Below are 26,957 nucleotides of genomic sequence, written 5' to 3'. Positions count from 1 at the left end.
TTATGAAGAACATTTTTTCAATCCCCAGGTACTTTGCATTTACCTGTTTTTTAACCTTGCTTGGATTTGCAGAAGCTCATGGGCAGCATACTCCCGATAATGCCATTACCTTAACCATCAACCAGGTATGGGAAAAGGCCACCGCAGAAAATAAGATCATCAAGATGCAGGATTTGGACGTCGCAGTCAGCGCCGAAAAGATCCTGGATGCGAAAGCAGAGCGCCTGCCAGAGATTAGTACAGAGGCCGAATACGGCAAAGTCAGTAATTTTCCACTCTTTGTCGATGGTTTATTGCATAAGCCCGAATTGCTGCCCGTTGAACATACATTTTATAAAGTTGGTGGCGACGCTTACTTGAACTTGTACAACGGTCACAAAACCGGCACGAACATCACACGCCAGCAAATTTTGCATGAGATCCATTCGGAACGGAGGAACCAAACGGTTTCTGAAATCAAGCTGCAAGCGGCAGCCTACTACCTCGATTTACAACGTAGTATTGCTTTCAAGGCTTTGATGGAAAAGAATATTGAAGATCAGGAGCGTCAGCTTAAAGAAATCCGTCAGCTACTGATTAACGGCGTTGTCCTAAAGAGTGATGTGTTAAGGGCAGAGTTACAGCTTTCCAGACAAAACCTCAGCCTTAACCAGATTAATAATGACATCGCTATTGCTCGTCAGAAACTAAATATTCTCATGGGAGAACCTGATGCTCAACACACTTCACCAGTGGAGCTGTCGGCTATGCAGGAGCTTCCTGTTAAGAACTATGAGGAATATCTCCGGGAAGCAATGGCCAGATCATATCAGAACAAGATCTCTGAAGAAGAAACCCGTTTAAGCAAACTGGAGTTAAAAGATGTAAAAGCAAACGTTAACCCAAAACTAGGCCTCTTCGCTAACTATGCCTACTCCTATCCACAGATACAGTTCTACCCGTATAGCAACTACCTATATGGACTGGGAACAGCAGGGATCAAGGCCAGCTTTTCCGTTGACGCTTTGTATCACAACAAACACAAGGTTAAGGCAGCACAGCTTGAGCTAAAAACACAGGAGCTGGAGCACCACCATACCCAGGATCAGATCAGGCAAAGGGTAAATGAAGGATATCTGCGGTACAATGAATCCTTGAACAGGATCAAGGTCGCGGAGACCAATGTCATTCAGGCCCGGGAAAATGCGAGGATTGTAAATAATACCTACTTCAACCAATTATCATTAGTTACAGACCTGTTGGAATCCAACACACAGCTACTCCAGACGCAGTTTGACCTTGCTGCAGCGCGGATCGCGGCACAACTACAATACTATCAATTACAAAACATTATAGGCAATCTCTAAATATGACGACAAATACTGACCATTCCCGCACAGATAAGCTAATCACCCGTGTTACGGCCTGGATTGCCGGAATTATCTTGCTGGTTTTAATGATCTGGGGCATTTTTAGCCTTTGGGATCTTTACCGATACGAGGAAACCAATGATGCACAGGTGCAGGAATATATCAACCCGGTCACTTCCAGAGTCGGGGGATTCATCAGGGAGATCCGGTTCGAAGAAAATCAGGACCTTAACAAGGGCGATACCTTGCTAATCATTGACAACAGTGAATATGAATTACAACAGCAGCAAGCCGAGGCGGAACTCGCCAATGCCAGAGCGCAGCTCGAAGTTTTGAAAAGCCATGTGGAAAGCAGTTCAAGCAGTGCGCAGGTGAATGAGTCGCAGATCATTGCTGCTAAGGCGAAGTTACACCATGAGGAACAGGAATTTGCACGCTACAAGAAGCTGTATGATGTGGAATCTGCCACCAGGCAGCAACTTGAAAATGTACAAACCGCCCTTGAAGTGGCACGTGCAAACTACCAGACAGCACTAAAGAACTACGAAGCAGACAAACTAAAGGTGAAAGACACGAAAGTGCAGACCGCGGTGGCTGAATCGGAGATAAAACGCCGGGAAGCCATGCTGAACCGCAACAAACTTGATGTTGGTTACACCGTGGTTACGGCACCATACAACTGCAAAATGGGACGGAGAACCATCCAACCGGGACAGATGGTTCAGGCTGGACAAACCTTGGCCTACATTGTAAATCAGGAAGCCGGCAAGTGGGTGGTGGCAAACTTCAAAGAAACACAGCTGCGCCACATGCATGTAGGCGAAATGGCGGAGATCAAAACGGATGCCTACCCCGGTAAAGTATTCAAGGGTAAAATCGAATCACTATCGCCGGCAACGGGTTCAAGTTTCTCGCTGCTGCCACCGGATAATTCTACAGGCAACTTCGTGAAGATTGTACAACGTGTGCCGGTAAGAATCCGTCTGGTAGATGAACCGGCTGAGATCGCCGTGCTACGCTCGGGCATGAATGCCGAAGTGCTGATCCGTAAAGAGAACTAATATGGCAAGGGGTTCATCAGAAGAAATAAAAGACTGGGTACCTGGTTGGCTGACCAAGATCACACTTTTCATGGTAATCCTGCCAAGTATGGGGCTGTTTGGCCTCTCGAGTGCCAACAGCAATGCCGCAGCTGGATTTTATGGGTTTGAACCAGCAGATGTTCAATACTCGATGATTGTCTTTTATGCTGCAGTAACAAGCTTCTTTGCGCTAGAGCGCCGGTTTTTCAATTACATCGCCGTAAAGGAATATCTTTTGTTGGGCGCAGTCATCCAGGTTGCAGCCAGTTACATCTGCTATATCACCCAGAACCTTCACACACTATTTATCTTCCGCTTCATTCAGGGGATGGCCAACTGTTCGATCACAAGCATCTGTCTTACCCTGGTTTTCAGGCAACTCAAGGGGGAACGAGCCAGGGAAATTGGCTACTCGGTGTTCTATGGCATGTTGCTTTGTGTATCACAGATCAGCATGATGCTGACCTCACCGGTCTTGGAGAGCTTTGACTTCAACATCCTGTACAAAGGCATTATGTTCCTGTTTGTCCCAGGCACAATCTTGTTGTATAGCATTCTTAAAAATGTAAGACTCAGCGATAAATCACATTTGTACAAGCTTGATTGGCCAAGTTTCGTGATTTATGCATCCTTACTGCTGCTTATTGGATACATCCTGATCTATGGACAACAATACTACTGGTTTGAGGATAAGCGAATTTTCCTGGCCACGGGCGGCGTGGTAGTTTCCCTTGTTTTACACCTGTTAAGACAGCGCCATTTAAAACGACCGTACATGAGTCTGGAGGTATTCAATTACCGGAACTTCAAGGTCGGTGCAATCCTGATCTTTATACTCTATATCTGCAGAGGAACAATAAACGTGACAAACAGCTATTTTGCGACCGTGATGGGTATGGATCCCATCCATGTGGCGTATATGCTACTGTCAAATTCTCTTGGTATTATCTTAAGCGCTTTTGTCACCTCACGTCTAGTGGTGCTGAAGAAGCCGATGCGCTTCATATGGATTGCAGGGTTTGGCTTTCTGTTAATTTTTCATCTTTGGATGCGAATGTCTTTCACCATACAGGCGAATGACTGGTCCTACTTGCTTCCATTGTTTATACAAGGCCTCGGTGCCGGTACGTTGATGGCACCACTGATCTTGTATATGGTATCGACAGTACCTGCGCATCTCGGCGGCATGGCTTCTGCGTCAGGCGTTTTTTTTAGATACCTCGGTTTTTGTTGCAGCATTGCAATCATCAATTATTACGGCTTGCTGAAACAAAGCGTGCATCTGGATCGGTTTAGTCAGCATGTCAGCGCATTAGATCCAGCAGCCCTGCAGAAACTGGCTGGGTATAAACAGGCTTTTCTAGCGAAAGGGATAGATCCTGAACAGGCAAATAAACTCGCCAATGCCATGCTAAGCAGGACCATGCAAGTTCAAAGTCAGCTTCGATATGCCATGGATTACTACGAACTGATCAGTTGGTGTATCCTGGTAATCATTTTACTGATCGCGATCTACCCTTATCTAAACCGTACCATTGTAAACGTAAAATCCAATCAACCCGCTCCCGCCTCTTTTTAATTTACACAAACTATTTTCTAAGCCAGCAGTTTTATGCTTGTATAACGCCGATAAAACAGCCTGCTATGAAAATACAGAAAACACTAATTTACAGTTCGATTTTTGCAATCGGATTAGCTGCTTGTGGTGGTGGCAATACGCCATCCAATGTTACCGCGCCAGGTGACGAAAAATCATCAAAGGATAAGGTTCTGAACACTGGTGCAGACCTGATGCAGGATAAATCACCATTGAAAAAGTTCAATGCCTATCTGGATGGTTTCCACTTTTACAATGGCAACATCAACGCACAAATGGAGGCACATCATTATGTGAACCAGCTGAACGAAGATGTTTATCAGGCGATCATCTTCGACGGAAATGAGGGTAGTCCCAAGATTATGGGGATAGAGTACATCATCACGCCAAAGTTGTTCAAAACACTTACGGAAGAGGAAAAGAAGTTATGGCACTCACATGTTCACGAGGTGAAATCGGGCACGCTCATCGCGCCGGGCATTCCCGAAGTCGCAGAGAAGGAGCTGATGGAAAAGCTGGTTAACACCTACGGCAAAACGATCCACACCTGGCATACGGATCAGGAGCGAACACTTCCTGTGGGCTCGCCCATGATCATGATGGGATTCACCAAAGATGGTCAGATCAACAAGGAACTCGTGGATGCCAGGGATAGGCGGTTTAACGTGTCGACTGCAGAAAAACGTAAAAACCGGGAAGATATCAAAGCATTACCGATAGATCCAATGGCAAATGCCTGGGAAAAAGGCGAGATCAGGCAATTTGTCATTTCTAAAAAGGCGGATAGTGCTGTACACAAACATCAGGGGAAGCCGGTCCAGCCGCAACACCATTAATACGCCATGTACTGCTGATAAACTTCCTGCATAAAAGATTTTCCTGCAATAACTTCAGGGGCTTCAACGCTGCTTTTGTTGTTGCCGATAACCTGATTACTGACCGCATCGTACCCAATGGTATCTTTTGGTGTTATAAATCCGAAACCATGGTCCCAGTTGAAGAAGGCAAATTGCTTCGTATCGGGATTTAGAAGATCCTTGCTCCAGGTAAAAGCACTTGCATCCATACCGAGCTGTGTTAACAAGGTGTTTGCGATGTCGGTCTGTCCGCCAATATGGTGGATGGTTTGGCCCTTGAATTCCTTTTTAACTGCAGGTCCAAAGAACAACAGTGGAATGCGATAACGCTGTGGATCAAATATTTCCAGGTCAGTGCGCGGCAGAAAATGACCATGGTCAGCTACTACAACAAACAAGGTTTTTGGGTACCAGGACTGCGTTTTTGCAAAATCTACAAAGGCGCCAAGACAAGAATCAGCATAGAACGCAGTGCTACGGAATTTATCCTCGTTACTGGCACCTTTGAAATGCGGTGGAACAGGTAATCCGAAAGGTTCGTGATTGGTTAGCGTGAGCATTGTTGCAAAAAATGGTTGCCGCTCCCCGGCAAGCTCCTGCCCCATACGTTGGTAAACTGGTCCATCAAATGCACCCCAGCTAGAATTCAGGTACTTCTTGTCGAAGCTGCTTTTTTCGATAATTTTTTTGATGTCGTGGCTTAACAGGTAAGACTTCATGTTTGCAAAGCGAGACTCCCCTCCATAGAAAAAGGGTGTCGAATAGCCGTATTTTTGAAAGACCTGGCTGAGCGTTGGTAGTCTTGCCTGCTTACTGTTCTCCTTCATTATACTTCGCGAAGCCTGGGCTGGAAAGGCGCTTAAAATAGAAACAACACCTTTGTCGGTTCGGCCTGCCGAGGAATAAATTTGATCAAAGAAGACCCCTTCCTGCTTCAGGCGCTCAATAGCATTGGATATGCCGGGCTCTCCGCCTAATGATTCGACTACGTTTGCCGTATGGCTTTCCATGATGATCAGGACTACATTGGGCCGCTCTGTAGATAAGATCTTCATGCCGGCACTATCTGGTTTATGATAATACTGCTTGACGTTCTCCCTGGCTACTTCAGCCTCAAAGTATCTAAAAGGATTTTTGGTGTTGTACTTCGCGTTCTTAATATCGGTGGCTAATCCCCACTCTGTATTTACAGCCGCAATATTCAAGGTTTGGTTGCTGGAGTAGTAAGCCATGCTTTCATTCATTGGCGCATCCTGCAGGCCACCCCGAATGGCTATGACCGTTAGGCCGATGAACAATAAGGTGATTAGCGCCTTGCCAAACATGTGCCCTTTTCTGTTTATCGTCCAGCTTATCACCTTTGTGGAGAGTAAAACTCCGGTAGCTATCAACGCAACGAGTATCAAAAGGCTCAGAAATAAGGGAGAGGAGCCACTGCTGGCCATGGCCTCTGCTGGAGAATTTATCGCAAATTCAAAGGCACGATAATTCACCTTAGTACCCCATTCACGATATATATTGAAATTAACAACCGTCAATAATGAACAAATCACCAGGAATGTCCAGGTGTAATACTTCAAAAAGCGGGTTGATAGTCGCAGTTTAGGGATATACCAGGTTACCAGGAAGAATAACAAAGGAATAGCACATAAATATCCTGCCATGGATGCATCCATCCATAGGCCATACTTAAATGCAGGAGCAATTTCCGCAAAGGGCTCGGCAGAAAGCTTGTTGAGGTTGTACAAGATGAATACCAGGCGTTCCAGGAAAAAGAAAATCAGCCAGAAACAGAAATACCTGAGTAAGGTCCAAACGGTCTTCAATAACATATTGAAGCAAACCTAGAAAATTTTACTTAGAAATTTTCATCATCCGTGTCCAATTCGGCGGCATTGAACCAGGCGCTTAGGCAGGAGAAAATCACAAGGATCGTTAATATAATTAAGAGAATTTCCATAATGCTGACAAAAAATGAATGGGCAACGAACTTAGGTATTAAGAACGTGAAAATATGAGAAAAGTTCACATCTCTTCACATTTTATTTTAACCACCTTTGCCAACTGTGGCTTCATTTCAGCTTAAAGACCTTTTTACTTCAATTTTTAAGCTTGGGGCTTTACTGAATTAACCTGCGGCTTTACCGAATTAAGCGGCAGGAAAGCGCCTCTAATGGGAGCAATAAAAGTGTAGCGAATAATTAAATGTCATGCGAAACAAATATTTTTAATGCTAGACTCTATTTCCTGTTCTGCTTTATGAAACGTAAAATATTAAGAACATAGCTGGAAGATACCTGTTACCCATATGTTCGTATATCGATCATATCAACCTTTAAATAGCCCATGGAACATATCCATTTAAAAATATTCAAGAACAGATTTACCGAACAATTTCCCGGTGATCATTCCGGAAGTACCAAACCGCGGCAAACACCTGGCCAGCTCTACAGCAGTACAAAGCCGACTGCAGTAGCACAGCCCCAACTGATTGGGTGGTCGACCGAACTTGCTGCCGAGCTAGGCATCGCAGAACCCGATGAGCAAGATGTTGCTATCCTTGGCGGGAACCTGACTACACCTTCCATGCATTCCTATGCTGCTTGCTATGCTGGTCATCAATTTGGCAACTGGGCTGGACAACTCGGCGATGGGCGCGCAATCACCCTTAGTGAATGGGAAAGTCCTGATGGTAAAAGTTGGGAGCTACAGCTGAAAGGTGCCGGGCCAACGGCTTACTCGCGTCGTGCTGATGGAAGAGCAGTGCTTCGTTCTTCTGTGAGAGAGTTTTTGATGAGCGAGGCGATGTTTCACCTTGGCGTTCCTACAACCAGGGCGCTAAGCTTGGTTTCTACCGGCGACAAAGTGGTCCGTGACATGTTTTACAATGGGAATCCGCAGTATGAGCCCGGTGCAATCGTTGCAAGGATGGCACCTAGCTTTCTGCGCTTTGGGAACTTCGAAATGCTTGCCGCAAGGCAGGAACTGGATCAGTTGAAAGCCTTAACAGACTGGACAATTTCAAACTACTATCCTCACCTAAGCGGTGAAAACAGCATATTGGACTGGATGGCCGAAGTTGTGGATCGTACGGCAAGTATGATTGTTGAATGGATGCGGGTAGGATTTGTGCATGGTGTTATGAACACCGATAACATGTCTATCCTGGGCCTCACCATAGACTATGGGCCATATGGATTTGTGGACAACTACGATCCGAACTTCACCCCCAATACCACAGACCTTCCTGGAAGAAGGTATGCTTTTGGCAAACAAGCATCAATCGCCTACTGGAATTTGGGTTGTCTGGCAAACGCCATCGCGCCAATCGTAGAAGACACTCAAAAGTTGGTAGCGGTAATTGAAGCTTACGAAGACATTTTCTGGTCGAAATATAGTTTGATGATGTCCAAGAAGCTTGGTTTGGATGAACTTGTGCCTGAAGACCATACCCTGCTGCAGGAACTCGAAAAAATGCTGATCTCGATCCAACCGGATATGACGATCTTCTATCAGCTATTGATTAGCCTGCCACCGGATATGACGGACACGGATGCACTGATAGCGCATTTTCAGGCTGCCTTCTATCAGGAAGAATTATTTCCTGCAGAACGTAATGGCTTTCAGCAATTTATTTCTTTATACCAGGCACGGATCAGCACCAATAGCATATCTGATGAAGCGCGGATCGAAAAGATGAAAGCAGCAAACCCTCGCTTTATACTCCGGAACTATCTTCTGCATATGGCCATTACGGATCTTGAGAAAGGCGATGACAAGCTGTTCCACAGCCTGCAACAGGCAATCAAAGATCCTTATTCTACTCAGGCAGACCAGTTCTTTAAGATCCGACCAACATGGGCTAACGAACAGCCAGGGTGTTCCATGTTGTCTTGCAGTTCATAATCAATTAATCATAATGCACTTGAAACAAGATTTTTCCTTCAGTTCTATTTTAGATAACGACTTCTATAAATTCACCATGCAACAGGGCGTGGTACGACTTTTTCCGGATGCGAAAGCAAAGTATGGTTTTATCAATCGCGGCAATCACGTCTTCCCGGAGGGGTTTGCAACAGTACTTCGTGAAGCGGTTGACCAAATGGCTAAGCTAAAGTTAAGTCGACAGGAAAAGCATTTCCTTCAGGTTACCTGCCCCTACCTGGACGCGGTTTACCTGGACTTTCTGGAGGGTTACCGGTATAACCCGGAAGAAGTACACATAAAACAATCTGGAGGTACGCTCGAAATTGATATTGAAGGTAATTGGTACAGGACCATTCTTTGGGAGGTGCCATTGATGTCCTTGATCTGTGAATTGTACTACCGCATGACTGATTTGCAACGTGTTCCCGAGGAAGAAGTGGTCAGTCGTACAAGGGAGAAAATCGAAAACTATAAAAAGCTTGGTGTAACCGTGGCAGACTTTGGCACAAGAAGGCGTCACTCCTATGCGGTGCATCGCTTAGTGCTACAGGCACTGTCAGAGTTCGGACAAGGTTCATTCATAGGGACCAGCAATGTCCATCTTGCAATGTTACACAACACTAAACCTATCGGGACACATGCCCATGAGTGGTTCATGTTCCATGCGGCACGCTATGGTTTTAAAATGGCAAATGCCATGGGTCTGGAACACTGGGTTGAGGTTTATCGTGGCGACCTCGGAATTGCACTTTCTGATACCTATACAACCGATGTTTTCTTTAGCCAGTTCGACAAAATGTTCTCCAAATTGTTTGATGGTGTACGACATGACAGTGGAGACCCGCTTGAGTTTGCCGATAAGGTAGTAGCCCATTACCAGAAAATGGGCATCGACCCAAGGAGCAAAACCATCATTTTCTCCGACTCACTCAACTATGATAAAGTTGCAGCCATTGCCGATTACTGCCGGGATAAAGTAGGCATGTCCTTCGGCATCGGCACAAGCCTTACCAATGACGTCGGACTAACACCAATGAACATCGTGATCAAGATGACTGCAGCGCTTCCTAAAGATGGCGCCTGGACGGAAGTTGTTAAACTTTCCGATGAACATGGTAAATATACCGGAAGCAAGGAGGTCATCGCCTTGGCAAAAACACTACTAAGTATTCACTAATTAAGCCCTGTTATGCTGAAAGAGATTGAAGTTACCAGCATTGAAGCATATCTGAAGATCATCAAAGAAAGTAAGGAAACAAATGCTGAGCAGACCCATGCCGTTGATTTTCTATTCAGGGGACAGACCTTGGACTATCCCTTGATCCCCAAAATCTGCCGGCTGAAGGCCAAGGGGGATCTCCTGGAAACGGAGAATTTACTGCTACAGGAATTTAAAAGGACCAATCCTTTGTTGATTGAACAACATCGCCCAATGGACGATTGGGATTATCTGACCCTTGGTCAACATTTTGGGCTTCCAACGCGGCTGCTCGATTGGTCCAACAACGCCCTTACCGCACTCTGGTTCGCAACGGCAGAAAACTACGGTCCAAATGAAGAGCAAAATCCACCATATGCTGTCGTATGGATCCTGATGGCTGAAGCCAAGGATTTTAGTCTGAATATCGCCGAAGTAACGCCTTTCGATGTAAAAGAAACCAAGATCTTCAGGCCAAGGATCATCAAGCAACGTATCAATAACCAGTCTGGGGTGTTCAGCATCCATTCTACTGAGGAGATGCTCCAGATGCGCTATATGAACGAAATTGATTCCTTTGATCAGAAGTTGATCAAAGTAAAGATCCCCGCAGGCCATGTTCGCGAGATCCGTACAGACCTGGATACCCTCGGCGTGAATGCCTTTACCATATTCCCCGAACTCGAAGGTTTGTGTAATTACCTGCAATGGCGTTATTTTGAATAATTCCAAACTATGCATTGAGCATGTATTTCTTAGGTGATTGAAAAACATTTATTCATCTTCAAGTGTAAAAGAACCAGATAAAACTTTACTATGGAAAAGGAAAATGCTACCCCTAATCCGCGCCGGGACTTCCTAAAAAAATCGAGCCTGATCACTGCGGTGGCGCTCACCCCAGCCGCTGCGATTAAGGCTGCTGATAACCAACTGGACGAGCGGATTGCGCAAGCAATTGAAAACGTACCCTGCAGCATCGAAATCAACGGCACTAAACACAATTTAAAGATCGACCCACGCATTACCTTGCTTGATCTATTGCGCGAGCGACTACACCTCACTGGTACTAAGAAAGGCTGTGACTACGGTCAATGTGGAGCCTGCACGGTACACGTTGACGGACAACGTGTAAATTCCTGTCTTACCTTAGCCGTAATGAATGATGGAAAAAAGGTCACCACGATAGAGGGTTTGGCAACAGGTGAGCAACTTCACCCGATGCAAGCTGCATTTCTTAAGCACGATGGCTTTCAATGCGGCTATTGCACCCCTGGACAGATCATGTCTGCGGTAGCCTGTATTCGTGAGGGACATGCTGATAATGAAGATGAAATCCGGGAATTCATGAGTGGTAATATCTGCCGCTGTGGCGCCTACCCTAACATCGTTGCCGCCATTCAGGAGGTTAAGAAAGGAGGCAAAAACGTATGAAGCAATTCCAGTATATCCGGTCGGTCAGCCAGAAAGCTGCGCTGAGCGCAATCGCTCAAGAGCCTACTGCTAAATTCATTGCCGGAGGCACCAACTTACTCGACCTGATGAAGCGTCATGTGATGACACCCGAACGTCTGGTCGATATCAACAAACTTCCGCTTCGCGAGATCAAAGAGGAAAACAAGCGTTTAAGCATTGGAGCGCTGGCACTGAACAGTACAGTTGCTGAGCAGTCGACCGTAATGAAGCGTTTTCCGCTCCTCTCCCAAGCCTTGAATGCAGGTGCTTCTGCACAGCTCCGCAATATGGCGACTGTTGGTGGCAATCTGATGCAACGTACCCGCTGCCCCTATTTTTATGATACCGCGACGCCCTGCAACAAGCGGGAACCTGGAAGCGGATGTAGTGCACTGAAAGGATTTAACCGTATGCACGCCATATTCGGTGCAAGCGAACACTGCATCGCTGTAAACCCAAGCGATATGAACGTCGCCCTGATTGCACTTGATGCTTCGGTGCATGTATCCGGTCCAAAAGGAGACCGCATTATACAGATGCAGGATTTCCATAGGCTACCAGGTGAGCAGCCTAAAAAGGATACGATTCTGGACAAGAACGAGCTTATCACTGCAGTGAGTATCCCCGCTTCAACGCTGACGCACAATCACTACCTTAAAGTGCGGGATCGCAGCTCCTATGCATTCGCATTGGTGTCCGTTGCGGCAGGGCTGGAAATCGAAGGTAAAAATATCCGGCAAGCGCGTCTGGCATTGGGTGGTGTGGCACATAAACCATGGAGGCTTAAAGAAGCAGAGCAGAGTCTAGCCGGCAAGCCTGCATCCCTCGAGAGCTTCCAACAAGCTGCCGAAATCGCCATGCGCGGTGCAAAAGGATATGGAGACAATGACTTCAAGCTTAAACTTGCACCAAATACAATTGTCGAAGCTTTAAAGATTGCTTCCCGCATATAACCATTCATCAAATACCATAATCTTATGAATACACTATTTAAAGCGGATGAACCCCTTCAACGGGTGGATGGCAGATTGAAGGTAACAGGTGCCGCCAAATATGCCGCTGAATATGTTCTGCCAGACTGCAAATACGCGGTTCTGGTAACCAGCAGTATCGCTAAAGGCCGGATCAAATCACTCGACACCAAGGCCGCAGCCAATGCGCCGGGTGTCATCGCCGTGATATCATATCAGAATGCCATTCGTCCGCCAGGTTACCCCGCGGACAATGAACATCCTACGGAGCCACCGACTGGTGGACAGCCGCACCGGGTGTTCTACGACAATAAAATTTACTTCAACGGGCAGCCAATTGCCATGGTGGTGGCCGACACCTTCGAACGTGCTACCTATGCCGCACACCTGGTGAAAGCACAGTACACGGTTGAAGAGCATCTGACCGACCTGAACAAGAACCTGGATAAAGGTGTGCTTCCTCAATCTGCAAAGAAGAACCCTAAATCACCTCTTGCTGATTATGATCGCGGTGTAGTTGATGGCTATAAAACTGCAGCGGTAAAGCTGGAGATGGAGTATGAGCATCCTGCGGAGATGCATAATCCTATGGAGCTGCAGGCCATTGTAGCGCATTGGGAAGCAGATGATAAACTTACCCTTTATGATAAGGTACAGGGTACACAGCCCACCCAGCAGAATTTCGCCAAGGAGTGGAAGCTTTCGCCAGAAAATGTGAAGGTTATTGCGCCTTTTGTGGGCGGTGCATTTGGAAACGCCCTGCATAATTGGCCACATGAGACCGCAGCAATTATGGCCGCCAAGATGATCAAAAAGCCGGTAAAATTGATGCTTACCCGCGAGCAGATGTTCTACATGGTGGGCTATCGTCCACGTACCTATCAGCGCATCGGCATTGGTGCAAACCGGGATGGCAAACTCGTCGGGATCAGCCATTTTTCCATAGGGCAGACTTCAAGCTATGAAGAATTTACCGAAAGTGTATTACAGCAAACCCGCATGATGTATACTGCGCCTAATGTAACCACCAGATACCGCATATTGCCGATGGATGTGAGTACACCAATCTGGATGCGCGGTCCGGGAGAAGCTACAGGTGCTTTCGCATTGGAAAGCGCTATCGATGAAATTGCCTATGAGCTGAATATTGATCCACTGGAATTAAGAATTCTTAATCATACGGATCAGGATCCTGAAAAGAATATGCCTTGGTCGTCCAAATATCTGAAAGAGTGTTTTAAGCTTGGCGCCGAAGCGATTGGCTGGGACAAACGTCCTTTGAAAGCCGGTACACTCAGCGATGGTCCCTGGAAGATCGGCTATGGCATGGCCGTAGGTACATTTGGAGCAAACCGCAGAAGTGCTAAAGTGCGGGCAAAGTTGTTCGCGAACGGTGCGATGCTGCTGCAGAGTGCCGTAACCGATATCGGTCCAGGTACCGGAACAGCAATGGTCGAGATTGCCACCGACGCCATTGGTATTCCTGCAGACCAGATCACTTTTGAGTTGGGCAATTCGCAATTCCCAACGGCAGGTAATCAAGGTGGCTCGTCCACGGTTAACAGTGTCGGCTCAGCGGTACTTGCTGTCTGCAACGTATTGAAGGAAAAGCTGGTTGCTCTGGCTGCAGAAAATATCCCTGATTTTAAAGGCGCCACCCTGGAGCAGGTAAGCTTTGTAAACGGCGGCCTGCAACTTAAAGGTAAAAATGCCAAAACATCCATCGCCGAACTGATGAAAAAGAGTGGATCTGCAGATCTGGACCTCATCGAAGAAGCTAAGCCGGGAGAGGAAGCCGGGAAATACTCGAAATACTCCTATTCTGTACATTTTGTTCAGGTACATGTACATTCCGTTACCGGAAGAGTTAAAGTTACGAAAGCCGTTACCTGCGCCGATGCCGGAAAGATCATCAATCAGAAAACTGCAGGCAACCAGATGATTGGCGGCGTAACCGGAGGTATAGGCATGGCGCTACATGAAGATGCTGTCATGGATCATCGCTTTGGCAGATACATGACTAAAGACCTGGCCGATTACCATGTACCGGTTCATGCAGATGTACCACACGTCGAGGTTAAGTTTGTGGATAAACCAGATTATATCGTCGACCCGATGGGTACCAAAGGTATTGGGGAGATTGCAATCATCGGGGTTGCTCCTGCCATCGCGAATGCGATCTTCAATGCTACTGGAAAGCGTATCAGACAGCTGCCGATCACACCAGATAAGCTGATTTGATACAGGTTAAATAACCTGTATCAAATCGCCACCTTCAAATTCTTTTAATCTCCCAAAAGAATTTGAAGGTAAATTTAAGTCCCGAAGCAGTTGCTCGAACGCTTCAGATGATTCTTCTGTAACTGCAACCAGTAAACCGCCACTTGTTTGTGGATCCGCCAGCACATAACGCTGCTCATCAGTAAGCGTTCCAATTTTATGTCCATAGCTGTTCCAGTTACGCTGGGTTCCGCCGGGGAAACACTTTTGTTCCAGATAAAAACCTAAAGATCCAATTACTGGTACTTTATCAAATGCAATCTCCGCAGCCAGATTACTGCCTGCACACATCTCTGACAGGTGGCCCAACAGGCCGAATCCGGTCACATCAGTCATCGCCTTTACACCTTCTAGTTCTGCAAACTTGGCACCTGGGCTATTTAAAGTAACCATACTCTTTAAAGCAATGGCAGCGTCTTCGGCCTTTAGAATACCCTTCTTCTGGGCGGTAGACAGGATTCCAACACCCAGCGCCTTAGTTAGATAGAGTTTACAGCCAGCTGTTGCTGTCGAATTCTGTTTCAACTGGTTGATGTTCACCATGCCATTAACTGCCAGACCAAATACAGGTTCAGGACAGTCAATGCTATGACCCCCGGCCAGTGTTATTCCTGCTTCAGCGCAAATTGAACGTGCACCTTCAAGCACTTTCTGCGCCACTTCTGGTGGCAGTTTATCAATCGGCCAACCCAATATTGCAATTGCTAAAACCGGCTTTCCGCCCATAGCATAAACATCGCTGATGGCATTGGCAGAAGCGATACGCCCGAAATCGAATGGGTCATCAACAATCGGCATGAAGAAGTCGGTAGTTGAAATCAATGCCGTCCCATTACCGAGGTCGAGAACGGCCGCATCATCTCTTTTATCGTTACCCACCAGCAGGCGTGCATCCGGTGCTGCAGCGAGCGGACTATGCAGGATCTTGTCCAGAATTGCAGGGCTGATCTTGCAACCGCAACCAGCACCGTGGGAATATTGTGTGAGTTTTATTGTAGAAAGTTCCATGTTTTAAGATAGGCTTTGCTGTGGAAGTGCCCCAGCAAAGGATTTTAGTTCGTTTGCAGTGCTTTGTATATCGCCCCTGCGCTCAAATGGATGTAGTTGTTCAGGATTTCTTTTTGCAAGACCCCTGCGGTAGTTCTTATCATAGTATACCAGTAGCAGTCGGATAAAATCTGCCATCCGATCTTCTCTGATGGCCTCTATGGCGTGCTTAGTCTGTTCCGGCCCAAGCCGCTTCCGCACGCGTTCAGTACACTCGATCAAAAAGTCTTTGTCGAGGCAGCCGTATTCTTTAACCAAGAATTCAAGTCTGCACTCCTCAGAAACGAGAAGGTTGATAAGCATGGAACTGCGCATATTGCTCCAGAAAGCGCCTGGAATAATCCGCTTGCCGATGGTGAGGCTTTCATCCTCCACCCATATGGGTTTGGCAGCATCCAGCTGATAGAGTTCAAAAGCAAAGTTGTTCTCAAATTGTTCCTGTGTAGGCTGAATGAGCTTGTTCATCGATCCGAAAGTCGAGCCCTGGTGTTGTGCCAGATCTTCCAGATCTATAACCTGCTCAGCTTGGGCGCGCAATTCCCGAAGGATCTGGGTCTTACCCGAGCCGGTCATTCCACCGAGGACAATCAGGTTAAAGGGCTTTTCGAATTGAGCGAGCGCCCACCTGCGATAGCTCTTATAACCGCCGGCAATCGTATAAACCTCAAAGCCATACAAGCCCAGTACCCAGGCCATTGCGCCGCTACGCATTCCGCCGCGCCAGCAATGTACTGCAATACGCTTGTCCGGTGCGATTTTCAAGGCCTCCCGGATAAACCCCGACCACTTAGGCCCGGTTAGGTCGAGTCCCAGCAGTATCGCTTGCTCCCGACTTTGCTGTTTATAGGTTGTACCCACCTGCACCCGTTCCTCATTGCTGAAAATAGGTAAATTGAATGCGCCGGGCACATGGCCCTGCGCAAATTCCAATGGTGTCCGTACATCAAGAAGCGGAATATTTAGCTTGAAGTATTCCTCGAAATCAATTGCCTTTGTCATTCAACAGCTTTTGTTCGAATATACCGCAAATATATCGCTAAACCATATCCTCCAGGCCATACTGCTTCAGCACATCTGCAGGTACGCCTTCCCAACGATTGGGTTTATTCCCGGCATAGCCAATATCCTTCACACCCATCTCGCTGGTGAAAAATCCGGAGGCGGTCAGGTCACGCATCAGGTTGAAGAATCCGGCGCCTTGCAACATGCCTGGTTTAAGCTTGTTCGGATAAGCAATATCATCAACAATGTTGATGCGTTGTTCCGGACTTGCATCAGCGAATGATTTCTCAAAACGCTGCAATGATTGCAGATCAAGCCAGCGCAATCCACCACGCATTGGCGTTTGGTAACTTGGAATATCCTTAACAATAAACTCTATAAATTCCGGCACCTTAGCATCTGTCGCAGAGCCCGACTTCTCATCCTTCGGAATGATAATGTCCGCCAGGATACCTATAGTGGTCATTTCATGTTCATTAAAGAACTTAGCTTCCTGTAAGCGCTTGTCGCGCTCAATTTCAAAATCCTGCCGTCCAGGTTGTTTGGTACTATCCATTCCGGCAGCTTGCTCTTTTTCCGGGCCAGACTTACAGGCTTCCAGCAGAACGGCAGAGCTTATAGCGGTAAGGCCCAGGGCCTTGAGCGAATCACGTCTATTCATGACTTAACAATTTAAATCTGCATTAATGTAAATAACCTATCCTACGTTTAACTTTTTCTTCTGCGCAAGGATATACTCAGCCGTACGCATGGAAAGTGCAAGAATGGTCCAGGTTGCATTCTTGTCTCCTTGTTGCACAAAAGGTGCAGCATCAACCACAAACAAGTTTTTGCAGTCGTGCGCCTGGCAGTACTTGTTCAGCGCAGACTTTTTAGGGTCGTTACCCATCCTTACGGTACCCACTTCGTGAATGATCTTTCCTGGCGCTTCCAGGCCGTAGTTGGTGTCTGCTCCCGGTAGTGGAGAGGTGATGATCGCACCCATTCCATGCATAATCTCTTTGAAGGTCTCCTGCATGTGTTTGGCTTGCTTCACCTCTTCCGGCGCCCACTTGTAATGAAACCGCAGCACCGGAATTCCGTATTTATCAACGGTTTTTGGATCAATCTCACAGTAATTGCTTTCGCGTGCGATAGCGGTACCACGGCCCGCCATACCTACGCCCGTGCCGTAAAAACGTCTGTAGTCATCCTTTAATGATGCACCGTAACCACCGGCTTCTTTCATCTTCCCGTCTCTTCCCGGTATCAGTCCGTTCATGCCTTGCATACCTCCGCCGAAGCCGTAGGATGGCATGTGCATGCCACCACCATATTCAATATGATAACCTCTAGGGAAATCCAGGCTCTTGTTGTTCAGCCACCATGGCGAGTAGATGTGTACACTACCTACCCCATCCTCATTGTAACGCTTACGGTCCATTAACTGCGGCAGAAAGCCACTTAAACTTGCACCAGTAGAATCATGCAGGTATTTACCAACAACACCAGAGCTATTCGCAATACCATCCGGGTGAGCTGAAGATTTGGAGTTCATCAGTAACCTCGCCGACTCACAAGCACTGGCGCCCAGAATCACAACTTTACCCCTAACCTGGTGCTCCTGCATATCTCTGGTATTTACATAAGATACCCCTGTTGCTAAGCCGCTTTTATCGGTAAGTACCTCACGAACCATTGCATTTGTGATCAAAGTCAGGTTACCGGTCTTTACTGCCGGGATAACAAGACAAGAAGAAGCAGAGAAATCGGCATATACCTTACAGGCCCTGCCGCATTGTCCACAGAAAAAGCATGAACCGCGATCTTTATTGCCCGGCAGTGCTTCCGTTAACACGGAACCCCGGCCTGGGATTACCGTTACGCCGGCTTTCTTTGCGCCTTTGCGAATGAAATATTCATGTAATCTAGGTTTCGGCGGTGGAAGGAAAATGCCATCAGGTTCATTTTCGATACCCTCTACCGTACCATAAACGCCAATGAGGCGGTCTACTTTATCGTAAAAAGGTTTAAGGTCGTCATATGTGATGGGCCAGCTGTCCGTCAGGCCATCTTTAGGTTGGAAATCCTCCGGACCCATTCTCAGCGAAATGCGACCCCAGTGATTTGTTCGTCCGCCGAGCATCCTCGATCTGAACCAGGCAAATTCCGAATCATCTTTCTGGGTATATGGCTCGCCATCCAGTACCCAGCCGCCGTAAGAGGCATCGAAGTCGCCGAAGGGCCGGGTGGTACTAGCACCACGTCTGGGAGATTCCCATGGCCATTTCAATTGTTGTGCATCCGTACGCGGATCAAAGTGATCACCCGCTTCAAGCATCAGCACTTTCTGTCCGGCATGTGCCAGCACATAGGCTGCCATCCCTCCGCCGGCACCAGACCCAATCACAATCGCGTCGTATTCAGTGTCTGATTTCTTTATTTGAAAATCTTTCATGTCACACTATGTATTTTAAGGTTTACATTGGTTTGTGGCTGTAATTTAAAGATAATATCGACACGATGAAGCGATTACAACAATATTGATACGAATTTACTAAAACGTTTTCGCAGCAAGTGGAGGCATAATCCAGGTAAAATGCAAATGTCTGAGCTTCGCTAGCGCAGTAGCATTGCACAAGCTAATTCCTAAAGTTCTGCGTGATCATCAAACCATAGAACCCACCATCCTGAATGCCGATGCCTACCCTGCAGAAAGTACCATTCAAAATGTTCGCCCGATGCCCCGGCGATTTCATGAGGCCATCATGTGCAATCGCCAGGGATTGCGCCAGAGCCAGGTTTTCACCAGCCGTAAGAAAGGACACATTTTCTTTTGCCATACGATCGAAAGGGTCAAGTCCCTCAGGGCTATGATGAGAAAAATAGCCCCTAGAAAACATGTCCATAGAATGCTTTCTGGCAACTACCCGCATTTCCGGATCCGCTTTCAAAAGCTGCAGGCCCATCAGCTTACGCTCTTTGTTGATCAGCACCAGCATTTCAGCCTCTAGCGCTGCATTAGGCTTTGAATCTGTAACCTTAAACGGCAATTTGATAGTTTCCTCAGCCTTAACATGTGGTGGATGTTTAATAAAGTGCTGCCCACCAGAAAATACGCTGGTAAGCTTCTGTCCCAGCCAACTGATTTCGGATACCAAGGGACCTGCAATCCCGCTTGATTGTACATGCGCGGGAATTCTGCTATTCAATGGAAGCAATAGCAGCAAGGTTGCAAAAAAAGCCGCCCACAAACTTCCATTCACCAATCCCGGAAGCAGGCCAAAAAACCTGTTATAGGCGTTTGTATGTACCGATGCCGGTATATATCTGAAAAGCTGAACGGCGATTGAATCAAGGATGAATTTAAACAGGATCGCAGAGAAGATGAATGCGAAAGGTCTTGACCATACCACCTCCGACCCGATGAGCATTTGAAGCCCGGTGTTAATCAGATCATTTGAAATAAAGGCCAGCACCAAACTGCCTAACCAGCAAATAAGGTCTGCTGTGCTCCACAAAAATCCTTTCTGTATAGCAACATAAACAGGCACAAGCAAGCTAACGATTAAAAGAAGGTCGATGTAATTCATAAATCTTTGTTTATCCAGGCTGAGGCGAGAAACACTGAGAAATAATGCAATAAGTTTTGTGTAATTACGTGAAATACTATCACCATTCTTTCTATTACGCATTAAACATCAAATTACCTGCGTAAAATCACAGGCGTTTTCATAGACCTTACCATTAACTTTCTTAAATCCGTATCCCCTTGCCGCTCATCTAAAATAACAAATATTTAATTGCAGGCCTTCAAGATTAAGGCAGCAGCGCATAACCTGACACTGATCAAGCGTAAATTGAAGAAAAACTTCAAATCTAAGGCTTTTAGAATAGGCATAAAAAAAGCCGGCTAAGCCGGCTTCCCTTATCTTACTTCGCCATCGAGTGTTGATGTTCGTGATATCTATGGTGTAAACTTTCGCTGTTTGTCATCACTCCGGATGCAACCGCAAAGAGTCCCATGATCACGTGAAACAGATAGGTTTCGCCGCTGAATCCAAATACCCAGGGAGAAATTAACAGGAAGATTCCAAGCATGATGTCGGCATAAAGATGTATCTGCATCGGAATCACTTTAACCATCCCTGTTTCATAATTTGTCATAAGCGACATCGCAAAGATCAGGATACCAGCGCCAATGGAGATAGATTTTGCAGGTTCCACATCGCTAAAAGCAAATAGCCAGGGTGCTGCGATCAATAAGATCGCTGATCCATAATCTAATGCACCGTGCATTTTTCTACTAATGATTTTCATAGCCTTAGTTCATTAATTTAAAAACTTGTTAATTAGGCAATTAGCAACAAAAACCAGGCAACAGCGCGTCAAAATTAAACATTGCGTAGATGTTACCCGCACTTTCAGGTATTTGTTTAAGCTACGCTCGTAAATACCATATTAAGTTACACAACAGCCTTCAATCATGATTAAGGCAGTTCCTTTTGGCCTCAGCTTCAGCTATATAGATCTGGGTATTAATATTTTATTAACCTTGGAAAACTTAAAGTATTAAGGGTACTTTTTTTTGTGTTTTAGGGGTTTTCCTTGTAAAATTTTCATTATGGTTCAACTAAATTTGGTTAACCTATATTTTTTGTTTAAAACCTATGATTATGTTCAGACTTGTTTATTTTGATCCTGCCCAAGGATATGGAACATTTGATTCCCACCGTTACAACCAAATTATGGACACCGACAACCACCTGAAACAGGAAGGTAAAGAGGTCATCTGCATTGTTGATTATGATCAGAAATTGATTGATCATAAAAGTCCTGACTATAGGGACCATCGTGATAACATCGACAATTATATTTTCGACTATGAATTTCTAAACAGTTAGCGCGGCCCGTACTGTTCAGAGATCATTCATTTCAATGGCACGCGCTTACCGCTTTTTGCAGACGCTTTTGCAGCTTCCAGAATCCGGACTACAATCAAATTATTTTCAAGCGAGGAGAGATCGTCTTTAGCAGTGATCTGCTTACTGAGCAAGGCTGAAAGGTAGTTAAGATGATTACGGAATGTCTCGGGCAATGGCGCTGCAGTCTTGGTGCTGTACGGCGCTTGTTCCTTTTCCTTAATCCGCAAGGTTTGCGGGTCTACTGCCTGTATGTAACCGGTCTCACCGAATACTTCCATGTCCTTTATTGCGAAAGGCCAATTCCAGGAGGCTTCGATGATACCGGTTGCAGCTGGATATTCGAGCAGAATGGTCGCGTCGTCATCCACCTTTGGGTAAACATCTTTCTTAATCTGGCGTGTAATCGCTGTTACCGCAATCGGAGCCTGACCATCCATGAGCCAGGTCATTAGATTTGCGCCATAACAGCCGAAGTCTACGATGGCACCCCCGCCGTTTTTAACCGGGTCGGTAAGCCAGCTCAGAAACTCCTTGCTCACGTTGATTTCTTTGGGTCCCTGATGGCCATCATGAACGACCATTTTCCGGATTGATCCGATTTCTCTATCTTCTTTGATTCGTTTATAAGCTTCCTGGTTGCTGGAATACCAGGTCGTTTCATAATTGGTAAGCAGCTGAATATGATGCTGTCTGGCCAGTGCGGCCATACGCTCAGCATCCTTCACGGTTGTTGCAAGTGGCTTTTCAACCATTACCGAAATTCCAAGTGGCGCTGCCGCTTCAACTACCGCAAGATGGTCGCTAATGGCATTATACGCCAGAACCACCTCAGGTTTTCGTCTTTTAAGAAGCAAGGAAAGATCTGCATTAAACAAGGAATCATGAAGTTTGTACCTGGTTTTAAACCTGCTGATCAGATTAGCATCGGATTCTGCAATACCTACGATGTTCACTTCCCCCTTTTCGAAACTGTTCATGATCAGGTACACGTGGTCGTGGTTTAATCCTGCAACTACAACATTGAGTTTGTTTTGTCCATGCACATTCATTGTGAAGCAAATTAATAGTAAGCAGCAAATTGCCGCTAATCCTGATCGTACCTTACCTGACCTCATAATACTGGTTTATTCCAGCAATTTAGTGATTCCGGCGCATTAACTATGCTTTATTCCGGGCTTGTTTTGTTCTATAGCTAAAAATATGTAAGCTTACGCAAGAATTATATGATGCTGATGATCCCCAATTTTTTAAGACCTAAACCCACCGCGACACACTTTTTACCCTACCTGTGCTTATGCCTGCTGTCTGCTGGTTCCAGCCATGCCCAGGTTAAACAAGCTGATCCTTTTAAAGGTTATGAACATCTCTTTACGCCTCCAAACCACTACCAGGCGAAACTAATTGAAACAAAGCCGGAGATCGACGGTGATTTAACAGATGAAGTCTGGAAAGACATCCCCTGGAGCAGTGCCTTTGTTGACATCGAAGGCGCGAAAAAACCAGCAGCAGCGCTGATGACCAGGTGTAAGATGATCTGGGACAAAGAATTCCTCTATATTGCTGCAACGCTTGATGAACCACATGTATGGGCGAATATGAAGGAACACGACGACATCATCTTCTATGACAATGATTTCGAGGTTTTTATAGATCCAGACGGCGACAGCCAGAACTACTTTGAAATTGAACTCAATGCCTTAAATACCACTTGGGACCTCTTCTTAGCCAAACCTTACCGGAACATGGGCCATGCGCTATTTAACTGGGAAGCCAAAGGAATGAAAACCGCGGTGAAAGTGGATGGTACAATCAATAATGCTGCTGATGTTGATAAAGGATGGACGGTAGAAATGGCCATCCCTTATCGGGCACTGCAAATCGGCGACCAAATTAAAACGCCAAAACCAGGAGATATCTGGCGCATAAACTTCTCCAGAGTAGAGTGGGACACAGAAGTGGTCGCAGGCAAATACCTAAAAAAGAAAGATGCTAATGGGAAAACACGCCCCGAACATAACTGGGTTTGGTCACCACAAGGGGTCATTAACATGCACCTCCCTGAACGCTGGGGTTATCTGCACTTCGGAACAGGCACTAACGCTGTTAAGCAGCTGCCCTTTGATGAACAGCTCAAAAAATATCTTTGGCTCGGCTATTACAAGCAGGTTGATCATTTGAAAAAGAATGGCCGCTATACCGAGAACCTGAGCGAACTGGGGCTCTCCAGTACCTATCAGATCCAAGGAAAAACCTTTAGTCTTTCGATGGAAGGCGGCCGCAGGCAATTCCTACTGCTGATAAAATCCGGAAACAAAACCCTAAGCATAAATCAGGATGGAATGCTGTAAATTTAAATACATCAAATTACAAGGATGGTAAATCAACTTTTAAATGTCGGCTGGACTATAGTTGGATTTTTCCCGGTAGGTTACTTCTGGTTCCTGCAGGGCATACACTGGCCATTCTATGTTTTATTACTGCTCAGCGTCGCTAGCTGCTTTTTCCCGGAAGCCATCTACCGAAAGTTAGACGTTAGTAAAAATCAACGGGTTTACCGGCGATTGGGTGTCAAATTTATTCGCAGGTTTGCGCAAGACGGAGACTTCCAGGCGGGTAACGGCATTGGTATTAAAAACTACCTTAAAAAGATCCAGATGTTTGAACGTTATCATTTCTGCTGTTTGATTTTCTTCCAGGCCAGCAGCGTGTATGCATGTTATAACGAACAGTATATACTGGCCTTTACCATCTTCATTTGCAACATTATCTATAACGTTTATCCCATCTTGCTGCAGCAGTATAACCGCATAAGGATCGTTAAATTTCTCAGGCAGCATAACCTTTAGATGTAAAATTGCCATGCTTGGTTGATCTTTTCTGAAATTTTGACATCTATGCTGGCTTTGCACCATTTTTGATCCAGAACAAAAAAGCAATGTTGCTTAGATATAGACTTTAAACACACACAAATAAAGATAGAGATATGGGACTTATGGGATATTATCTTATTGCCGGCATCATGTTCCTGGTGGGCATGATTGTCAGCAACAGGCTGAAAAGCAAATTTACCGAATACAGCCAGATCGGCTTACGAAACGGTCTAAGTGGCCGTGAAATTGCCGAGAAAATGCTTCATGATAATGGCATATATGATGTACGGGTACTGTCTACACCTGGCGAACTAACAGACCACTACAATCCTGCGAATAAGACGGTGAACTTAAGCCCCGATGTATATGCCGGGCGAAGTGTATCGGCAGCTGCAGTGGCGGCTCATGAGTGCGGCCATGCCGTACAACATGCCACGGCGTACAGCATGTTGCAATTCAGAAGTGCAATCGTGCCCCTGGTGAACATTAGTTCACAGCTGTCACAATGGGTAATACTGGCGGGTCTCGGCCTGATGTTCGGCCGTTCCAATCCCACCATTCTTTTAATTGGAATTTTACTATTTGCGGTAACCACATTATTTACCCTGATCACCCTTCCGGTAGAATATGATGCCAGTAACCGTGCGTTGGCATGGTTGGAGAACAACGGCATGACCACTGCGGCAGAACATGATAAAGCTGCTGATGCTTTGAAGTGGGCGGCAAGGACATACCTTGTTGCAGCGATAAGTTCCGTAGCAACACTGTTGTATTACATCCTCTTGTTTTTAAACGCACGAGACCGGGATTAATCTCGGACTGCAGAGCAGGGTGAATACTTTAGAATGAAAAAAGCGGATCATGGATCCGCTTTTTTCATTCTATGGCTGGCATTTGCTTGTATCAAATATTTTTAACTATTTTTAAGTGCTAACCTAATAAACCAATGCATATGAACTCAAACACCCGCAGGTCCTTCCTTAAAAATCTGGGCATGCTGTCCGCAGCCGCCGGCCTGTCTCCTTTGTTACCTTTTGATGCCTTCTCCCTGGAAAAGAAAGCATTTTTCGAAATTTCCCTTGCAGAATGGTCTTTTCACAAAGCCTTGTTCGCAAAAAAGATGACGAACCTGGAATTTCCTATGAAAGCAAAGAAGGATTTTGGCATCAACATCGTTGAATATGTAAGTCCGTTTTTTGACAAGAAAGAATCCGATCAGGCCTACCTTAAAGAGTTATTAACCATTACTAAAGGCGAAGGCATACGAAACCACTTGATCATGATTGATGGTGAAGGTATGTTGGGCGATCTGGATGAAAAGGCAAGACAGCAGGCGGTTGAGAAGCACCACAAGTGGGTTGCTGCAGCCAAGTACCTTGGTTGCAATAGTATCCGTGTTAATGCGGCCGGAAATGGTACTGCCGATGAGGTAAAAACTGCTGTTGTGGACGGACTTGGCCGATTAGCAGAGTTTGGAAAACAACACAAGATCAACATCATAGTGGAAAATCATGGAGGCTATTCCTCCGATGGCAGCTGGCTGGCATCCGTAATGAAACAAGTGAATAATCCATACTGCGGTACACTGCCTGACTTTGGTAATTTCCGCATCAGCAAAGACAAAGAATACGACAAGTATCAAGGCGTAAAAGACCTGCTTCCCTACGCCAAGGGCATCAGTGCTAAAGCCTTTAACTTCGATGCAAAAGGCAATGAAGACACCATAGATTTTGATCGTATGTTCAAAATTATCAGCGAGGGTAAATGGAGCGGAATCGTAGGTATAGAATATGAAGGTACAAAGCTTTCCGAAGAAGAAGGTATCCGCAAGACCGTAGAACTGCTACGCCGCATCCAACAGCAATACGCCTAAATCAAACTGGGGAATCGCCCGCTAAGGGCACATCCTTATAAGCCTGATACCTCCCATGAGGGTCAGGCTTATAATATATTCTCAAGGTAGATACCATAAACCGGACATCATTCTCCACCAGGTACCCTTCCGCCATCTTTTTCATACTTTCAAAGTCATCTGCCGTAAACCCACACCAGGCACGTCCAAGCGTAAGGTGAGGATGGAAATCACCTACCCTTTCTTGTTTAGCTGCTACAGGTTCAAAACCCTTTAAGGCAGGGATCAATTCGGCATGCAACTTCAACAGGCCAGCAGATTCCACCCGGACAAACATCACACCCTTTCCAAAGGTACCTGTTCCAGGCAGCAACACCTCAAAGGGCGCTGCTGCTGCAGCTTGCCGCTCCACAACCTGCAACCAACCCCGCTCCGGCGATGGAACAACCGGCGGACGCAAAGTAATATGTGGCTCCAGCCGGTTATCTCCGTGTTGCGTTTGTATGTCAAGTAATTTCTGGTATATATCCTCCGGTGGAACAATTCCTATAAAATACTTCATGATAGGT

The 26,957-nt window shown here is 46.1% G+C and carries 24 protein-coding genes; 15 read left to right on the top strand and 9 right to left on the bottom strand.

Annotated features, from left to right (window positions below):
• The first annotated feature begins 2 nt into the window (after positions 1 to 2).
• From AC5WJX_RS00695 to AC5WJX_RS00680, 4 genes are all read left to right on the top strand, one after another.
• Positions 3 to 1,346, top strand: coding sequence for a TolC family protein (locus tag AC5WJX_RS00695; RefSeq protein WP_494482922.1), 1,344 nt, complete (start codon positions 3 to 5; stop codon positions 1,344 to 1,346).
• A 2-nt stretch (positions 1,347 to 1,348) separates the two neighbouring features.
• Positions 1,349 to 2,410, top strand: coding sequence for an HlyD family secretion protein (locus tag AC5WJX_RS00690; RefSeq protein ID WP_494482921.1), 1,062 nt, complete (start codon positions 1,349 to 1,351; stop codon positions 2,408 to 2,410).
• Between the two features lies 1 nt (position 2,411).
• Entirely contained in the window at positions 2,412 to 4,010 is a 1,599-nt protein-coding gene (locus tag AC5WJX_RS00685; protein WP_494482920.1) for an MFS transporter, read from the top strand.
• A 65-nt stretch (positions 4,011 to 4,075) separates the two neighbouring features.
• Positions 4,076 to 4,864, top strand: a complete 789-nt coding sequence (locus tag AC5WJX_RS00680; protein WP_494482919.1) for an OBAP family protein — start codon at positions 4,076 to 4,078, stop codon at positions 4,862 to 4,864.
• On the opposite strand, the gene AC5WJX_RS00675 is transcribed toward AC5WJX_RS00680, so the two are convergent.
• Positions 4,861 to 6,717 carry an LTA synthase family protein gene (locus AC5WJX_RS00675; RefSeq protein WP_494482918.1) on the bottom strand — a complete coding sequence of 619 codons (1,857 nt, stop codon included), beginning with the start codon at positions 6,715 to 6,717 and terminating at the stop codon, positions 4,861 to 4,863. The two genes, AC5WJX_RS00680 and AC5WJX_RS00675, sit on opposite strands and share 4 nt — an antisense overlap.
• Before the next feature lie 514 nt (positions 6,718 to 7,231).
• Between AC5WJX_RS00675 and AC5WJX_RS00670 the strand changes: the two genes are divergently transcribed.
• From AC5WJX_RS00670 to AC5WJX_RS00645, 6 genes are all read left to right on the top strand, one after another.
• Positions 7,232 to 8,791, top strand: a complete 1,560-nt coding sequence (locus tag AC5WJX_RS00670; RefSeq protein ID WP_494482917.1) for a protein adenylyltransferase SelO — start codon at positions 7,232 to 7,234, stop codon at positions 8,789 to 8,791.
• A 19-nt stretch (positions 8,792 to 8,810) separates the two neighbouring features.
• Entirely contained in the window at positions 8,811 to 9,989 is a 1,179-nt protein-coding gene (gene pncB, locus AC5WJX_RS00665; RefSeq protein ID WP_494482916.1) for a nicotinate phosphoribosyltransferase, read from the top strand.
• Between the two features lie 12 nt (positions 9,990 to 10,001).
• A complete protein-coding gene (locus tag AC5WJX_RS00660) occupies positions 10,002 to 10,736 on the top strand; it encodes an FRG domain-containing protein (protein ID WP_494482915.1) in 735 nt (244 codons plus the stop codon).
• A gap of 90 nt (positions 10,737 to 10,826) precedes the next feature.
• Positions 10,827 to 11,441 carry a (2Fe-2S)-binding protein gene (locus AC5WJX_RS00655; RefSeq protein ID WP_440430030.1) on the top strand — a complete coding sequence of 205 codons (615 nt, stop codon included), beginning with the start codon at positions 10,827 to 10,829 and terminating at the stop codon, positions 11,439 to 11,441.
• Complete coding sequence (locus tag AC5WJX_RS00650) at positions 11,438 to 12,415, top strand: FAD binding domain-containing protein (protein WP_494482914.1); 978 nt, start codon at positions 11,438 to 11,440, stop codon at positions 12,413 to 12,415. The genes AC5WJX_RS00655 and AC5WJX_RS00650 overlap by 4 nt, the downstream gene beginning before the upstream one ends.
• A 24-nt stretch (positions 12,416 to 12,439) precedes the next feature.
• Positions 12,440 to 14,674 (top strand): xanthine dehydrogenase family protein molybdopterin-binding subunit, encoded by a 2,235-nt coding sequence (locus AC5WJX_RS00645; protein ID WP_494482913.1) that lies wholly within the window; start codon positions 12,440 to 12,442, stop codon positions 14,672 to 14,674.
• 6 nt (positions 14,675 to 14,680) lie between these two features.
• Here the strand turns inward: AC5WJX_RS00645 and selD are convergent, their stop codons facing one another.
• The 6 genes from selD to AC5WJX_RS00615 form a co-directional block, all read right to left on the bottom strand.
• Positions 14,681 to 15,721 (bottom strand): selenide, water dikinase SelD, encoded by a 1,041-nt coding sequence (selD, locus tag AC5WJX_RS00640; protein ID WP_494482912.1) that lies wholly within the window; start codon positions 15,719 to 15,721, stop codon positions 14,681 to 14,683.
• Positions 15,722 to 15,724: 3 nt separating this feature from the next.
• The gene (gene mnmH / locus AC5WJX_RS00635; RefSeq protein ID WP_494482911.1) at positions 15,725 to 16,759 is read right to left on the bottom strand and encodes a tRNA 2-selenouridine(34) synthase MnmH; all 1,035 of its coding nucleotides are present in this window, start codon (positions 16,757 to 16,759) and stop codon (positions 15,725 to 15,727) included.
• 37 nt (positions 16,760 to 16,796) lie between these two features.
• Positions 16,797 to 17,423: a gluconate 2-dehydrogenase subunit 3 family protein gene (locus AC5WJX_RS00630; RefSeq protein ID WP_440430035.1), complete on the bottom strand. Its 627-nt coding sequence runs from the start codon at positions 17,421 to 17,423 to the stop codon at positions 16,797 to 16,799.
• A 36-nt stretch (positions 17,424 to 17,459) separates the two neighbouring features.
• Positions 17,460 to 19,199 (bottom strand): GMC family oxidoreductase, encoded by a 1,740-nt coding sequence (locus tag AC5WJX_RS00625; RefSeq protein WP_494482910.1) that lies wholly within the window; start codon positions 19,197 to 19,199, stop codon positions 17,460 to 17,462.
• A gap of 184 nt (positions 19,200 to 19,383) precedes the next feature.
• Positions 19,384 to 20,334 carry a CvpA family protein gene (locus AC5WJX_RS00620; RefSeq protein ID WP_494482909.1) on the bottom strand — a complete coding sequence of 317 codons (951 nt, stop codon included), beginning with the start codon at positions 20,332 to 20,334 and terminating at the stop codon, positions 19,384 to 19,386.
• A gap of 340 nt (positions 20,335 to 20,674) precedes the next feature.
• Positions 20,675 to 21,061, bottom strand: coding sequence for an SPW repeat protein (locus AC5WJX_RS00615; protein WP_494482908.1), 387 nt, complete (start codon positions 21,059 to 21,061; stop codon positions 20,675 to 20,677).
• A gap of 356 nt (positions 21,062 to 21,417) precedes the next feature.
• Here AC5WJX_RS00615 and AC5WJX_RS00610 point away from each other — a divergent pair, with 356 nt between their 5' ends.
• On the top strand, positions 21,418 to 21,645 hold the full coding sequence (locus AC5WJX_RS00610) for a hypothetical protein (protein ID WP_494482907.1): 228 nt from the start codon (positions 21,418 to 21,420) through the stop codon (positions 21,643 to 21,645).
• Between the two features lie 26 nt (positions 21,646 to 21,671).
• Here AC5WJX_RS00610 and AC5WJX_RS00605 read toward each other — a convergent pair whose 3' ends face one another.
• On the bottom strand, positions 21,672 to 22,715 hold the full coding sequence (locus tag AC5WJX_RS00605; protein ID WP_494482906.1) for a Gfo/Idh/MocA family protein: 1,044 nt from the start codon (positions 22,713 to 22,715) through the stop codon (positions 21,672 to 21,674).
• A 183-nt stretch (positions 22,716 to 22,898) separates the two neighbouring features.
• Between AC5WJX_RS00605 and AC5WJX_RS00600 the strand changes: the two genes are divergently transcribed.
• The 4 genes from AC5WJX_RS00600 to AC5WJX_RS00585 all read left to right on the top strand — a co-directional run bounded on the left by AC5WJX_RS00600 (position 22,899) and on the right by AC5WJX_RS00585 (position 26,409).
• Positions 22,899 to 24,014 (top strand): carbohydrate-binding family 9-like protein, encoded by a 1,116-nt coding sequence (locus tag AC5WJX_RS00600; RefSeq protein WP_494482905.1) that lies wholly within the window; start codon positions 22,899 to 22,901, stop codon positions 24,012 to 24,014.
• A 24-nt stretch (positions 24,015 to 24,038) separates the two neighbouring features.
• A complete protein-coding gene (locus tag AC5WJX_RS00595; RefSeq protein WP_494482904.1) occupies positions 24,039 to 24,512 on the top strand; it encodes a glycosyl-4,4'-diaponeurosporenoate acyltransferase CrtO family protein in 474 nt (157 codons plus the stop codon).
• Positions 24,513 to 24,649: 137 nt separating this feature from the next.
• Positions 24,650 to 25,348, top strand: coding sequence for a zinc metallopeptidase (locus tag AC5WJX_RS00590; RefSeq protein ID WP_494482903.1), 699 nt, complete (start codon positions 24,650 to 24,652; stop codon positions 25,346 to 25,348).
• A gap of 140 nt (positions 25,349 to 25,488) precedes the next feature.
• The gene (locus tag AC5WJX_RS00585) at positions 25,489 to 26,409 is read left to right on the top strand and encodes a TIM barrel protein (RefSeq protein WP_494482902.1); all 921 of its coding nucleotides are present in this window, start codon (positions 25,489 to 25,491) and stop codon (positions 26,407 to 26,409) included.
• A 1-nt stretch (position 26,410) separates the two neighbouring features.
• Here AC5WJX_RS00585 and AC5WJX_RS00580 read toward each other — a convergent pair whose 3' ends face one another.
• Complete coding sequence (locus tag AC5WJX_RS00580; protein WP_494482901.1) at positions 26,411 to 26,950, bottom strand: 2'-5' RNA ligase family protein; 540 nt, start codon at positions 26,948 to 26,950, stop codon at positions 26,411 to 26,413.
• Positions 26,951 to 26,957 lie beyond the last annotated feature (7 nt).

The organism is Pedobacter sp. NEAU-ZC8 (assembly GCF_059278965.1).
This window is presented reverse-complemented; position numbering and strand designations above follow the sequence as displayed.

Bases quoted from the DNA above. Each gene is read 5' to 3' on its own strand.
- AC5WJX_RS00660 (WP_494482915.1), top strand. From the start codon at position 10,002: ATGCTGAAAGAGATTGAAGTTACCAGCATTGAAGCATATCTGAAGATC.
- AC5WJX_RS00605 (WP_494482906.1), bottom strand. From the start codon at position 22,715: ATGAATGTGCATGGACAAAACAAACTCAATGTTGTAGTTGCAGGATTA.
- AC5WJX_RS00690 (WP_494482921.1), top strand. From the start codon at position 1,349: ATGACGACAAATACTGACCATTCCCGCACAGATAAGCTAATCACCCGT.
- mnmH (WP_494482911.1), bottom strand. From the start codon at position 16,759: ATGACAAAGGCAATTGATTTCGAGGAATACTTCAAGCTAAATATTCCG.
- AC5WJX_RS00655 (WP_440430030.1), top strand. From the start codon at position 10,827: ATGGAAAAGGAAAATGCTACCCCTAATCCGCGCCGGGACTTCCTAAAA.
- AC5WJX_RS00645 (WP_494482913.1), top strand. From the start codon at position 12,440: ATGAATACACTATTTAAAGCGGATGAACCCCTTCAACGGGTGGATGGC.
- AC5WJX_RS00650 (WP_494482914.1), top strand. From the start codon at position 11,438: ATGAAGCAATTCCAGTATATCCGGTCGGTCAGCCAGAAAGCTGCGCTG.
- AC5WJX_RS00595 (WP_494482904.1), top strand. From the start codon at position 24,039: ATGGTAAATCAACTTTTAAATGTCGGCTGGACTATAGTTGGATTTTTC.
- AC5WJX_RS00695 (WP_494482922.1), top strand. From the start codon at position 3: ATGAAGAACATTTTTTCAATCCCCAGGTACTTTGCATTTACCTGTTTT.
- AC5WJX_RS00675 (WP_494482918.1), bottom strand. From the start codon at position 6,717: ATGTTATTGAAGACCGTTTGGACCTTACTCAGGTATTTCTGTTTCTGG.
- AC5WJX_RS00685 (WP_494482920.1), top strand. From the start codon at position 2,412: ATGGCAAGGGGTTCATCAGAAGAAATAAAAGACTGGGTACCTGGTTGG.
- AC5WJX_RS00580 (WP_494482901.1), bottom strand. From the start codon at position 26,950: ATGAAGTATTTTATAGGAATTGTTCCACCGGAGGATATATACCAGAAA.
- AC5WJX_RS00625 (WP_494482910.1), bottom strand. From the start codon at position 19,199: ATGAAAGATTTTCAAATAAAGAAATCAGACACTGAATACGACGCGATT.
- AC5WJX_RS00670 (WP_494482917.1), top strand. From the start codon at position 7,232: ATGGAACATATCCATTTAAAAATATTCAAGAACAGATTTACCGAACAA.
- AC5WJX_RS00590 (WP_494482903.1), top strand. From the start codon at position 24,650: ATGGGACTTATGGGATATTATCTTATTGCCGGCATCATGTTCCTGGTG.
- AC5WJX_RS00610 (WP_494482907.1), top strand. From the start codon at position 21,418: ATGTTCAGACTTGTTTATTTTGATCCTGCCCAAGGATATGGAACATTT.
- AC5WJX_RS00600 (WP_494482905.1), top strand. From the start codon at position 22,899: ATGATCCCCAATTTTTTAAGACCTAAACCCACCGCGACACACTTTTTA.
- AC5WJX_RS00630 (WP_440430035.1), bottom strand. From the start codon at position 17,423: ATGAATAGACGTGATTCGCTCAAGGCCCTGGGCCTTACCGCTATAAGC.
- AC5WJX_RS00680 (WP_494482919.1), top strand. From the start codon at position 4,076: ATGAAAATACAGAAAACACTAATTTACAGTTCGATTTTTGCAATCGGA.
- selD (WP_494482912.1), bottom strand. From the start codon at position 15,721: ATGGAACTTTCTACAATAAAACTCACACAATATTCCCACGGTGCTGGT.
- AC5WJX_RS00615 (WP_494482908.1), bottom strand. From the start codon at position 21,061: ATGAAAATCATTAGTAGAAAAATGCACGGTGCATTAGATTATGGATCA.
- AC5WJX_RS00620 (WP_494482909.1), bottom strand. From the start codon at position 20,334: ATGAATTACATCGACCTTCTTTTAATCGTTAGCTTGCTTGTGCCTGTT.
- AC5WJX_RS00585 (WP_494482902.1), top strand. From the start codon at position 25,489: ATGAACTCAAACACCCGCAGGTCCTTCCTTAAAAATCTGGGCATGCTG.